General features: G+C 71.5%; 10 protein-coding genes. 3 read left to right on the top strand and 7 right to left on the bottom strand.

The features are described from left to right. Nucleotides 1–35 precede the first annotated feature (35 nt). From OPF83_RS16220 to OPF83_RS16195, 6 genes are all read right to left on the bottom strand, one after another. Entirely contained in the window at nt 36–674 is a 639-nt protein-coding gene (locus OPF83_RS16220) for a dTMP kinase (protein WP_264888667.1), read from the bottom strand. 59 nt (nt 675–733) lie between these two features. After that, complete coding sequence (gene ahcY, locus OPF83_RS16215) at nt 734–2200, bottom strand: adenosylhomocysteinase (RefSeq protein ID WP_264888666.1); 1467 nt, start codon at nt 2198–2200, stop codon at nt 734–736. Between the two features lie 133 nt (nt 2201–2333). After that, a complete protein-coding gene (manA, locus tag OPF83_RS16210; RefSeq protein ID WP_264888665.1) occupies nt 2334–3554 on the bottom strand; it encodes a mannose-6-phosphate isomerase, class I in 1221 nt (406 codons plus the stop codon). 4 nt (nt 3555–3558) lie between these two features. After that, nucleotides 3559–4653, bottom strand: a complete 1095-nt coding sequence (locus OPF83_RS16205; protein WP_264888664.1) for a hypothetical protein — start codon at nt 4651–4653, stop codon at nt 3559–3561. Next, nucleotides 4646–6022 (bottom strand): phosphomannomutase/phosphoglucomutase, encoded by a 1377-nt coding sequence (locus tag OPF83_RS16200; RefSeq protein ID WP_264888663.1) that lies wholly within the window; start codon nt 6020–6022, stop codon nt 4646–4648. Before OPF83_RS16200 ends, OPF83_RS16205 begins: the two co-directional genes overlap by 8 nt. 41 nt (nt 6023–6063) lie before the next feature. Next, nucleotides 6064–6519, bottom strand: a complete 456-nt coding sequence (locus OPF83_RS16195; protein WP_264888662.1) for a DUF3499 domain-containing protein — start codon at nt 6517–6519, stop codon at nt 6064–6066. A 208-nt stretch (nt 6520–6727) separates the two neighbouring features. Between OPF83_RS16195 and OPF83_RS16190 the strand changes: the two genes are divergently transcribed. Further along, on the top strand, nt 6728–7231 hold the full coding sequence (locus OPF83_RS16190) for a metallopeptidase family protein (protein WP_375546286.1): 504 nt from the start codon (nt 6728–6730) through the stop codon (nt 7229–7231). Between the two features lie 67 nt (nt 7232–7298). On the opposite strand, the gene OPF83_RS16185 is transcribed toward OPF83_RS16190, so the two are convergent. Then, the gene (locus tag OPF83_RS16185) at nt 7299–7610 is read right to left on the bottom strand and encodes a WhiB family transcriptional regulator (RefSeq protein WP_264888661.1); all 312 of its coding nucleotides are present in this window, start codon (nt 7608–7610) and stop codon (nt 7299–7301) included. Between the two features lie 311 nt (nt 7611–7921). Between OPF83_RS16185 and cofD the strand changes: the two genes are divergently transcribed. Together cofD and OPF83_RS16175 are read left to right on the top strand one after the other, a co-directional pair. Further along, nucleotides 7922–9022 (top strand): 2-phospho-L-lactate transferase, encoded by a 1101-nt coding sequence (gene cofD / locus OPF83_RS16180; protein ID WP_264888660.1) that lies wholly within the window; start codon nt 7922–7924, stop codon nt 9020–9022. Then, nucleotides 9019–10503 (top strand): coenzyme F420-0:L-glutamate ligase, encoded by a 1485-nt coding sequence (locus tag OPF83_RS16175; protein ID WP_264888659.1) that lies wholly within the window; start codon nt 9019–9021, stop codon nt 10501–10503. The genes cofD and OPF83_RS16175 overlap by 4 nt, the downstream gene beginning before the upstream one ends. Nucleotides 10504–10526 lie beyond the last annotated feature (23 nt).

Raw genomic sequence — 10526 nt, 5'->3', positions numbered from 1 at the left:
GTGCGGGCAGCGGGCCTGCGCGGTAGGCGCCCTGGTCAGGTCCCGACGACGAGGTCGGCCAGCGCCGGCACGTCCGGCTGTGGCCCGAGGACCGTCCAGGGCGAACGCCACGACGCCTCGGCGAGCCGCCGGTAGGCGGTCGCGGTGTCCGCCTGGAGCGTCTGGTCGCGCTCGTAGCGGTCGCGGGTACGTCCCGGATCCTGTGCTTCCCGGGATCCCGCGCGCTCGGCGGCGAGCTCCACAGGGGTGTCCAGGAGTATCTGCAGATCCGGGACGGGGAGCGCCAGTGTGTCGAACTCCAGCGCGTCGATCCAGTCGATCGCCTCCTCGGCGCCGGCGGCGCCGAGGCGTGCCGCGGTGTACGCGGCGTTGGACGCGACATACCGGTCGAGCAGCACGATGTCGTTCGACCGGGTGAGATCGGCCAACTCCCCCACCGCCGCGTGCCGGTCCAGCGCGAACAGCAGCGCCATCGCGTGCGGGGAGTCCGCGGTGCCGGCCTGGCCGCCGTGCAGTGCATCGGCGGCCAAGTCGGCGTGCAGGGTCCCGTAACGGGGGAAGGCCAGTCGACCGACCGTGAGTCCACGACGGGTGAGTTCGACGACCAGCGCGGTGGTCAGGGTGTTCTTCCCCGCACCGTCCAGTCCCTCGACCACGACGAGCCGTGCACTCATCGCGTCTGTCCTCCGGACCTCATCAGTCGTTGCCACCTCGATCGTCGGGACCCGGTCGATCAGTAGCGGTAGTGCTCGGGCTTGTACGGGCCCTCGACGTCCACGCCAATGTAGTCGGCCTGGTCCTTGGCGAGGCGGGTGAGGGTGCCACCGAGCGCCTCCACGTGCAGGCGGGCGACCTTCTCGTCGAGGACCTTGGGCAGCAGGTGCACACCGATCGGGTACTGCTCCGCCTTGGTGAACAGCTCGATCTGGGCGATGACCTGATCGGAGAAGCTGTTCGACATGACGAAGGACGGGTGACCCGTGGCGTTGCCGAGGTTGAGCAGACGTCCCTCGGACAGCACGATGATCGAGCGCCCGTCGGAGTCGAACACGAACTCGTCGACCTGCGGCTTGATGTTGATCCGCGTGACGTTCTCGGCCGACTCGAGCCCGGCCATGTCGATCTCGTTGTCGAAGTGACCGATGTTGCCGAGGATGGCCTTGTTCTTCATCTTCGTCATGTGCTCGAAGGTGATGATGTCCTTGTTGCCCGTGGCGGTGATGACGATGTCCGCCTCGGAGATCGCCTGGTCCACGGTGACCACGTCAAAGCCGTCCATCATCGCCTGCAGGGCGTTGATGGGGTCGATCTCGGTGACCTGGACGCGCGCACCCTGCCCGGCGAGCGCCTCGGCGCAGCCCTTGCCCACGTCGCCGTAGCCGCACACGAGGGCCTTCTTGCCGCCAATGAGGGCGTCGGTACCGCGGTTGATGCCGTCCAGCAGCGAGTGGCGGGTGCCGTACTTGTTGTCGAACTTGCTCTTGGTGACCGCGTCGTTGACGTTCATGGCCGGGAACGGCAGAACGCCCTCGGCGTGGAAGTGGTACAGCCGGTGCACACCCGTGGTGGTCTCCTCGGTGACGCCCTTGACCGACTCCGCGATCGCGGTGTACTTACCGGGATTGGCGGGGACCGAGGCCCGGAGGAGGGCGTGGAACACCTTCTCCTCGGCCGACCAGGCCTCGTCGTCCGACGGCACGGCGCCGGCGGCCTCGAACTCGGTGCCCTTGATGACCAGCATCGTCGCGTCGCCACCGTCATCGAGGATCATGTTGGGCGCCTCGCCCGGCCAGGTCATGATCTGCTCGGTGCACCACCAGTACTCCTCGAGCGTCTCGCCCTTCCAGGCGAAGACCGGCACGCCGGCCGGCGCCTCCGGGGTGCCCTCGGCACCCACGACGACGGCCGCGGCCGCCTCGTCCTGCGTCGAGAAGATGTTGCAGGAGGCCCACCGGACCTCCGCGCCCAGCGCCGTGAGCGTCTCGATGAGGACCGCGGTCTGGACCGTCATGTGGATCGAACCGGCGATACGCGCCCCGGCCAGCGGCTGCTCGGCGGCGTACTCCTCGCGCAGCGCCATCAGACCCGGCATCTCGTGCTCGGCGAGACGGATCTGCTTGCGGCCCGCCTCCGCGAGCGACAGATCCGCCACCTTGAACTCGACACCGTTGACGGACTGCACCTGCAGATCAGCGGACATGTGTGCGACCAGCTCCTCTTGCTTCTTCTCGTTGAGACTCCGAACCACAGTAGCGGCAATGCCGCCGCACTGGTGGTCCGGCCGCCGCGGTGGTGGTCCGGCCGCCGCGGTGGTGGTCCGGCCGGTGCGCCCGTCACCGGTCCCCGACGCGGGTACGGAAGATCGTCGCCCCGTCCGTGCTCGCCAGGACGACCTCGTCTGTCGACGCGGGGACCCAGTAGGCGCCGCCGGCACGGAGCTCGTCGTCGTACTCCCCCACGGACACCGTGGTGACGCCGGCGGTACACAGCAACACCTCCGGCCCCTCCGGCCGCCAGGACACGGACGTGTCCCCGGCCTCGAGGGTGATGCGGGACAGCGCGAAATCGGGTTCCGGGGTCGGATAGTCGACCTCGCCGGGGACACCGCGCGTGGCGGGGACGGGCTGCACGGTGGGGTCCGCCAGCGGGGTGAACTCGAGGACGCGCATCAGCTCGGGCACGTCGACGTGCTTGGGGGTGAGCCCGCCGCGCAGGACGTTGTCCGAGTTCGCCATGACCTCCACCCCCACGCCGTGCAGATAGGCGTGGAGTTGGCCGGGACCGAGGTAGACCGCCTCGCCGGGGTTCAGCGACACGCGGTTGAGCAGCAGCACGCCGAGCACGCCCGGATCACTCGGGTAGCGCTCGGCCAGCTCGGTCACCGTCGCCGCGACCCGGGACCACCGGCCGTCCACGCCGTGTGCGGACAGGTAGCCGACGGCGTGCCCGACGAGGTCGGTGACGATCTCGGACAGCACACCGTGGGGCATCGTCACGAACGTCGTGAAGACCGCCCGGAGACCCTCGGCGTCGGGCTGGCCGGCCAGCATGTCCCGGTACGGGCGCAGCGCCGGTGCGTCCAGCGCGTCGAACAACGCGATGGTCCGCTCGACCGGGCGGAAGCCGACGAGCGCGTGGAACTCGGTCAGGGCGACCAGGATCTCCGGCTTGTGGTTGGCGTCCCGGTAGTTCCGGTTCGACGCGTCCACCGCGATCCGGCGGTCGTTTTCGGCCGCGTATCCCTCCCGCGCCTTCTCCGGAGAGGGATGCGCCTGGAGGGAGAGCGCCTGTTCCGCGGAGAGGAGTTTGACCAGGAACGGCAACGACCCGCCGTACTCGTCGACGACGCGGTCTCCCAGTTCGCCCCGGGGATCGGCTGCGATGCGCTGGTCGAGTCCCCGCCCGTCGGAGCACACGGACGAGCCGGAGTCGTGCGCCCCGAACCAGTGCTCGGCGACCGGGTGGGGCGCCGGCGAGGCGGTCCCACACAGTTCGGGAAGAGCGGTCCGGGATCCCCAGGCGTAGGCCTGGATCACCGGGCTGAGTGACACCACTGCCCTACAGCCCTCCGACCAGGAGATATGCGGCAGACAGTTCGGTCCGGGCCATGAACGCGGCCACCTTTCCGCTCATCGGGGCCGGGGAGTCGCCGACCGTGTCCCGACCACGGTCGGTGATCCACTCGACATCCGCGAGCGGGCCCGCGGCCAGCCGGACGAGTTCCTCGTCCGCGCCCAACACCATACCGAGGTGACTCACCGGTAGGTTGCCCAGCGGTCCGTCCAGTTCTTCGTCGTGGAACAGCCCGGCCATCGGGTCGACCGGCGGTCTCCCCTGGAATCGCTCGGCCTGCGCACGGACGGCGTCGGTCACCGACGACGACGCCGTCACACGCCCGACGTCACAGAACGCGGCCACGGCGCGGTCGGCGACCGCCGCGGACACCGGGTCGGCGTGTACCCACACCAGGGGGCCCGTCCCGGCGACCGAGGTCGCCAGCAGCTTCGCCGGGTTGACCGGGGTCGCGAGATCAGGGCCGAGGCTCTCGAGCTCGGTGTCGACCGCGTCCGCGGCTACCGCCACGTCGAGTCCCCGGACCCCCAGCGCGGTGAGCACTCCCATCCCCGCGGCGACATGCCTCAGGAAGCCGCGGTGCGGAGGCAGATACGGCAACGGCTCGAGCCAGATCGCCCTACCCCGGCCCGACTCCGCGACCGGCCCCTCTCTCGGCACGTCCACGACCACGGCCGCACCACGGCCGGAGGCGGCGTCGATCGCCGCGGCCAGCCCGGGATCACCGGCGTCGTCCCCCGACACGAGGACCACGTCCAGTGCGCCCACCCACGCGGGCAGGGAGTGCGCCACGACCAACGGCGGCGCCGACGGGCCCCCGACCACCTCGGCGAGTGCGCCCACGACGCCGGCCGCATCACGGACCCGGGTCGACCGACCGCCGATCCACACCACCGCCCGCGGGCGGACGCCCTCGATCGGGCGCAGCACGCCGTCGTCGATCGCCGTGGCGACAGCGCGGAACTGCGCGCCGCCCATGGACGCGTGCAGGAGTGCCCCGGTGGCATCCCCCGCGCGGAGCGCGTCCGCGTCGTCGAGGTCGATCCGGCCCGATCCGGTGTCGCTGGTCAGGTCAGGCACGGACGATCGCGAGGACCTCGTCGACGACCGCGCCGACACCCTCGCGGGTCGGCGCCTCGGCGTTGAGACGCAGGAGCGGCTCGGTGTTGGACGCGCGCAGGTTGAACCAGGTCCCCTCCGCGAGTTCCACCGTCACGCCGTCCAGGCGGTCGACGCTCTGGGCGCGACCGGCGAAGGCCTCCACGACGGCCTCCATCCGCTCGTCCTGGGCCTTGGCCGAGGCGAGCGTCGAGTTGATCTCCCCCGAGGCGGCATAGGTCGTGTACTCGGCCATGAGCTCGGACAGCGCGCCGTCCTGCCCGCCCAGCGCTGCGAGCGTGTGCATGGCGGCCAGCATGCCGGAGTCGGCACCCCAGAAGTCGCGGAAGTAGTAGTGCGCCGAGTGCTCGCCACCGAACACCGCCCCGGTCTCGGCCATCTGCGCCTTGATGAAGCTGTGGCCCACCCGGGTACGGACGGCGACGCCGCCCTTGCGCTCGACGAGTTCCGGCACCGCGTGGGAGGTGATGAGGTTGTAGATGATCGTTGCGCCCGGCTCCTTGGCCAGCTCGCGCTCGGCTACCAGCGCGGTGATGGCCGACGGGGCGACGGGTTCGCCCCGCTCGTCGACGACGAAGCACCGGTCCGCGTCTCCGTCGAACGCCAGCCCGATGTCGGCGCCGGTTTCCCGGACGAGCTTCTGCAGGTCCACCAGGTTGGCGGGCTCGAGCGGGTTGGCCTCGTGGTTCGGGAAGTTGCCGTCCAGCTCGAAATACAGCGGCACGATCTCCAGCGGGAGTCCGCCGAGCACGGCCGGCACGGTGTGCCCGCCCATGCCGTTCCCCGCGTCCACGGCGACTTTCAGCGGGCGGATCCCGGACAGGTCGACGAGCTCGCGGAGGTACTCCCCGTAGCCGGACAGGACGTCTCGCTCCGACGAGGTACCCGCGGCGCCCTCGTACGCCGGCACTCCCCCGGCGACCTCCTCGGCGATCGTCTTGAGGCCGGACTCCTGGCCGACCGGCTTGGCGCCGGCGCGGCAGAGCTTGATGCCGTTGTACTTCGCGGGATTGTGGCTGGCGGTGAACATGGCACCGGGGCAGTCGAGCAGCCCGGAGGCGTAGTAGAGCTGGTCGGTCGAGGCCAGGCCGATCGTCACCACGTCGAGGCCCTGGGCGGTGACACCCCCGGCGAACGCGGTGGACAGGGCCGGCGAGGAATCCCGCATGTCATGACCGATCACGACCGTGTCGGCGCCCTCGGAGCGCATCAACCGGGCGAACGACGCTCCGACCTCTCGGACGAAGTCCTCGTCGATCTGCTCACCGACGACGCCGCGGACGTCGTAGGCCTTGATGACTGCGCTGACGGACTCGGGGCTGCGTGCCACGTGCTGCTCCAGGGATAAGTCGGACGGATGTCCTCGTGAGACTACCTGTGCAGATCCGACGACGGATCCGCCTCGCTGCCGGTGGCCTGCGATGTGTCCTGGACGACCCTGAGGTGGGGGCGACCGGACGGGGCCTCGGACTCGGTGTCATCAAGCAGCGGACCCGGATCGGACACCCCCAGTCGACGCAGTCGCTCGGCGTCCACGAGCGCCGCGCCCGACCGTCGCCCGCCGACGGGTCCACCGGTGACCGCGTCCAGGAGCGCGGTGAGATCGGAGTCCTCGGCGGAGGTGTCGAGATCGGGGTGGCGGACCAGGTCCCATCCCCGGGGAGCGGTGATGCGCAGCGCGTGTGCGGCGCACAGGTCCCAGGCGTGGGGCTCCTGGACCGCCGGTAGCGGGCCGATCACGGCGGTCGAGTCCGCGTAGACATAGGTGAGCGTGGCGACCGCACGGTTGGGACATCCTGGACGGCAGCAACGACGGTTCTCACTCACGAGGCCTCAGGGTAGCCCTGTCCGGCCCGGCATGCGCCTCCGACTCGCCCGATGGTCCCGGACACGGCGCCCGCCACGCCTGCACGCCGTCCGGGCCGGGCGGGGCTATCCTCGCGCCATGACCCCTCACGCCCACACCCCCGGACGGCCGCCGACGGGGACGTCGATCCCCGGCGCCGGCCAGAGCGACGTGTGCGCGGACAGCGGGATCTCGGTCCGCGATTTCCCCGGCGATCCCGGCCGTAGCGGTCCGCGAGTGATCACGGCCCGCCGGGCCGAACGACGAGGGCACGGCCCCCGTGGGCCGATCCTGCCCCCCGAGGTCCCGCGGTGGCGCAGCCGGTCCGCCGAGTTCGATGCCGCGGCGCTCGAGGCGTTCGCCGAGATCGACCAGCAATGGCACTCACAGCTGGTGCACCTGGATCTGGCCGTGGACATGGTGCCCCGAATGCGGCTGCGGCCCGGCGAGACCTGGCCCGAAGAGGTGGTGGCCGACGGCGATGTCCCGCTCGCCCGCCTCGTCCCCGCAGGGGTGGACCGCAACGGTCAGCCGACACGTGCCCGCCTGGTGCTCTTCCGCAAACCACTGTCGCGTCGCGGGACAGACGGGGACGACCTCCGCGATCTCATCTACGCGGTCCTGGTCGAGCTGGTGTCCCAGCACCTGGAGATCTCCCCCGAAGAGGTCGAGGACGGTCCGGATGCGGACTGACGTAGACGCGAACTGACGTAAATGACGAGAGACCGCCGGTGAGGGCGGTCTGATTCGAGGCGGAGCTCTACATCACTGCTTCACGCTTGATCCGGCGCCGCTCGCGCTCGGAGAGACCGCCCCAGATGCCGAAGCGCTCGTCGTTGGCCAGTGCGTACTCGAGGCACTCGGCCTTGACCTCGCAGCCGGTGCAGATCTTCTTGGCCTCACGGGTCGATCCGCCCTTTTCAGGGAAGAACGCCTCGGGATCCGTCTGAGCACAGAGAGCACGGTCCTGCCAGCTCTCTTCCTCGTCCTCGACGAACAGGCCGGTTACGCCGAGGTCGACCAGGGCCAACTCAGGTCCTGCCACGGTACGTGCCTGTCGATCCACGGTCATCCCTTCAGGTTGGAGTGCTGGGGTGTTTGAATGTTGACGCGAGCGTGTCGGCGGCGCCACCCGGGCTCTCGCCCCTGAATGACACATCTGTGATTACACACATGCAAGACGCTCAGGTCAAGCGAAATGGCAGATCCCTAGCATTTCTCTCAGACTTCCGTCCCGTCTGACACGCCGCGAAAAATGTGTCCTGGGACACGTCGGGGCGGTGTGGCTCCCGGAAACCCCCGTACAGCGCCCTGTCCCCCGCGGCCGGCCGCACCCGACTGCGCCGACACCCCGCTCCGGCCGGGTCACTACCCTTGGCCCTCGTGAGGATTTGTGTTCTGGCCGGTGGCGTCGGTGGCGCCCGTTTCCTTCTCGGCGCGCGTCGCCTGCTCGGACTGGACGAGGAGGCCGCCCGCGCGGACTCACCGCACCAAATCGACGCGGTGGTGAACGTCGGCGACGACGCGTGGATGCACGGCGTGCGCATCTGCCCCGACCTGGACACGTGCATGTACACCCTCGGCGGCGGGATCGACCCCGACCGCGGCTGGGGCCACGCCGGCGAGACCTGGAACGCCCGCGACGAGCTGGCCGCGTACGGCGCGCAGCCCGACTGGTTCGGCCTTGGCGACAAGGACCTGGCCACGCACCTGATCCGCACGCAGATGCTCGGCGCCGGGTACCGGCTCACCGACGTGACGGAGGCCCTGTGCGTCCGCTGGTCCCCCGGCGTCCGCCTGCTGCCGGTGACCGACGACCGCTGCGAGACGCACGTCGTGGTCACCGGGGGCGACGATGCAGCCGGGCGTGGCGACGGCACCGGGGGCGGCGACGCCGATGCCGCCGGCCCCCGAGCGATCCACTTCCAGGAATGGTGGGTCAAGCACAAGGCGCAGCTGCCCGCCTCCGGGTTCGTCCATGTCGGGGCCGAGCAGGCGACGCCCACCGCGGAGGTGCTGGAGGCGATCGAGATGGCGGACCTCGTCGTCGTCGCCCCCTCCAACCCCGTGGTCTCCGTCGGCGCGATCCTCGCGGTTCCCGGAGTCCGCGCCGCGTTGCGCGGCACCTCCGCGCCGGTGATCGGGGTGAGCCCCGTGATCGGCGGTGCGGTCCTGCGCGGCATGGGCGATGCGTGCCTCGACGCGATCGGCGTGGAGACCGACGCCCTGGCGGTCGCGCGGCACTTCGGCGCGCGGTCCGGCACCGGGCTGCTCGACGGCTGGCTCGTCGCGCCCGGCGACGGACCCACCGGCGCCGACACCGCACCCGTGGACGAAGGCGGCATCAAGGTCACCGAGGCCCCGCTGCTCATGACCGACCCCGACGCCACCGCCGACATGCTCACCGCCGCGATCCGACTCGCCGGTCTCGACGTGCCGACGCGTGGCCCGGGAATCACCGGCGCCACCGGGGGCGCGCGATGACCGACGGCGCCCTCCCCGAGATCCGGCGCTGGACCGCCGAGCACGCCGCTCCAGGCGACGTCACGCTCTGGGCCCCCGACGGCCTGCCCGAGTTCCGGCCCGGCGCCGACCTGGCGGGCATCCTCGCCGAGGCGCTCACCGCCGATCCGCACGGGCTCACCGACGGCGACGTGGTGGTCCTGACCTCCAAGGTCCTGTCCAAGACCGAGGGGCGGATCGTGCCCGCGCCGACCGACCCCGAGGAGCGTGACGCCCTGCGTCGGCAGCTCGTCGAGCAGGAGTCGGTGCGGCTCGTGGCGCGCGTCAACCGGACGCTCATCACCGAGAACCGGCTGGGGATCGTGCAGGCCGCCGCGGGCGTCGACGGGTCCAACGTGGAGACCGGCGAGCTCGCCCTCCTGCCCACCGACCCCGACGCCTCCGCCGCCGCGCTGGCCGCCGACCTGCGGCGGATCACCGGGGCGCGCGTGGCCGTGCTCGTCACCGACACCATGGGACGCGCGTGGCGCACGGGGCAGATCGACATGGCGATTGGCGCAGCGGGGATGCGCGTGTCCGTGGGTTACGACGGTGCCGTGGACCGCCAGGGCAACGAGCTGCTGGTCACGGACGTCGCCGTGGCGGACGAGGTCGCCGCCGCCGCCGACCTGGTCAAGGGGAAACTGGGCGCGCGGCCGGTCGCCGTGGTGCGGGGCCTGGGGCACCTGCTGGTCGACGACGACGGCAACGCCGACCCCGCCACCTCAACCGACCTGGCCGGCTCCGGCTCCGGGACCGTCGCGGGCTCGGGCTCCTCCGCCGACGTTCCCCGGACCGCCCGCGACCTCGTCCGCGACGGCGAGTCCGACCTCTTCCGGCTGGGCACCGCCGAGGCCCTGGCGCAGGGGCGGCGGGAGGCGGTTCCGGCCCGCCGCTCGGTGCGGCGGTTCTCCGACGCGCCCGTCGAGCCGGAGCTGCTCGCCGAGGCCGTGGCCGACGCCCTCACCGCCCCGGCGCCGCATCACAGCACACCGATCCGGTTCGTGCGGGTGACCGGGCAGGCGCGCGTGCGGCTGCTCGACGCGTTGCGTGCCGACTGGGAACGGGACCTGCGGGCCGACGGTCACACCGGCGACGTGCTGGCCCGCCGACTGGGACGCGGCGACATCCTGCGCGAGTGCCCGGAGCTCATCGTGCCGTTCGTCGACGACGCCTCGGGCGCGCACACCTACCCCGACGAGCGGCGTGCCGCCTGCGAGGTCACGATGTTCACCGTCGCGGGCGGCGCGGCCGTGCAGTCACTGCTCGTGGCGCTGGCCGCGCGGGGGCTGGGCTCGTGCTGGATCGGCTCGACGATCTTCGCCGCCGACACCACCCGCCGTGAGCTGGGTGTGCCGGACACCTGGCGGCCGCTGGGCGGGGTCGCCGTGGGCTATCCGGCCGAGCCAGTCCCGGCGCGCGCGGCCCGGCCCGCGGGCGAGGCGTACCTGACGATCAGCTGACGGAGGCGCGCACTGCCCCGCAG

It is taken from the genome of Dietzia sp. NCCP-2495, assembly GCF_026011735.1.
Taxonomy (GTDB): Bacteria; Actinomycetota; Actinomycetes; order Mycobacteriales; family Mycobacteriaceae; genus Dietzia.
Note: the sequence above shows the minus strand (reverse complement) of the source record. Positions and strands in the feature narration are given on the sequence as shown.

Coding starts and splice junctions, on each gene's coding strand:
- OPF83_RS16220 (WP_264888667.1), bottom strand. CDS start 674: ATGAGTGCACGGCTCGTCGTGGTCGAGGGACTGGACGGTGCGGGGAAG.
- ahcY (WP_264888666.1), bottom strand. CDS start 2,200: ATGTCCGCTGATCTGCAGGTGCAGTCCGTCAACGGTGTCGAGTTCAAG.
- OPF83_RS16185 (WP_264888661.1), bottom strand. CDS start 7,610: ATGACCGTGGATCGACAGGCACGTACCGTGGCAGGACCTGAGTTGGCC.
- OPF83_RS16175 (WP_264888659.1), top strand. CDS start 9,019: ATGACCGACGGCGCCCTCCCCGAGATCCGGCGCTGGACCGCCGAGCAC.